1 protein-coding gene is annotated in these 1,432 nt (G+C 69.2%); it reads right to left on the bottom strand.

What is annotated here, in order from left to right; all coding sequences use genetic code 11:
- Positions 1–1,262: DNA polymerase III subunit gamma/tau (locus AC6EI8_RS26455; RefSeq protein WP_498383387.1), on the bottom strand; the 1,262-nt coding region annotated here is incomplete at its 3' end.
- Between the last annotated feature and the right edge of the window lie 170 nt (positions 1,263–1,432).

Consider the following 1,432-nt stretch of genomic DNA (forward strand, 5'->3'; position numbering starts at 1 on the left):
GAACCGTGCGGAACCGGCGAAGCCGATGCTGCCGAAGCCGATGCCGTCGATGCTGCCGATGCCGATGCCGCCGCGGCGCCGGCCACACCGGCCATCGCGGAGCCGGACATCCTGCGCGCACCGGCCGTCGCCGGGCCTGCCGGCGTCGGCGCCGACGGCATCGCCGAGGGCCGGAACGCCAGCATCCGCAGCAGCGTCATCGTGAAGCCGGCGTACTCGTCCGGCGCGAGCGCCAGCTCGCTGCGGCCGAGATTGGCGATCTGGTAGAACAGCTGCACTTCCTGCGGATCGAAGGCGGCCGCCAGGCGGCGCACTTCGCCGGCCTCGGGCCATTCCTCCTGCACCGACGCCGGCACCGCCTGCGCCAGCGCGATCTTGTGCAGCAGCGAACCGAGGTCCTGCAGCGCGCCGGCGAACGACAGGCTGCGGTCGGCCATGCTGTCGGCCACCGCCAGCATCGCGGCGCCGTCCTCGGCGGCCAGCGCGTCGAGCAGCTGCACCAGGTAGCTCTGGTCGATCGCACCGAGCATGCCGCGCACCGAGGCCTCGGACACCTCGCCCGCGCTGTAGGCGATGGCCTGGTCGGTCAGCGACAGCGCGTCGCGCATCGAGCCGTGCGCGGCCTGCGCGAGCAGCCGCAGCGCATTGCCGTCGTGCGCGATGCCCTCCTCGGCCAGGATGCGGTCGAGGTGGTTGACGATATGGCCAGGCGGCATCTGCTTCAGATTGAACTGCAGGCAGCGCGACAGCACCGTGACGGGGATCTTCTGCGGGTCGGTGGTGGCGAGGATGAACTTGACGTGGCCGGGCGGCTCTTCCAGCGTCTTCAACATCGCGTTGAAGGCGTGGTTGGTCAGCATATGCACTTCGTCGATCATGTAGACCTTGAAGCGTCCGACCGTCGGCGCGTAGACCGCCTTGTCGAGCAGCTGGGCCATCTCGTCGACGCCGCGGTTCGACGCGGCGTCCATCTCGATGTAGTCGACGAAGCGGCCCGAATCGATCTCGGTGCAGGCCTTGCAGACCCCGCAGGGCTGCGCGGTGATGCCGCCGTTGCCGTCAGCCCCCGTGCAATTCAGGGCCTTGGCCAGGATGCGCGACAGCGTGGTCTTGCCGACGCCGCGCGTACCGGTAAACAGGTAGGCGTGATGCAGCCTCTGCTGTTCCAGCGCATGCGTGAGCGCGCGCACCACGTGCTCCTGGCCGACCAGCGTGGTGAAATCCCTGGGGCGCCATTTGCGCGCTAGAACTTGGTAACTCATGGCGGCGATTGTAGCAAATGGCGACCCGCCGGCCGGCGGCCTGTCGCCGGGCCCGGCAAGGGGAACGGGCGCGAGGTCGATCGGGGATTCAGCGGGCCATCAGCCGCACTCGCCGACGTAGCCGCAATTGGCGCATTTGGCGCAGCCATCGACCTTGTGCAGCGCATGCG

The organism is Cupriavidus sp. R6-3 (assembly GCF_059772245.1).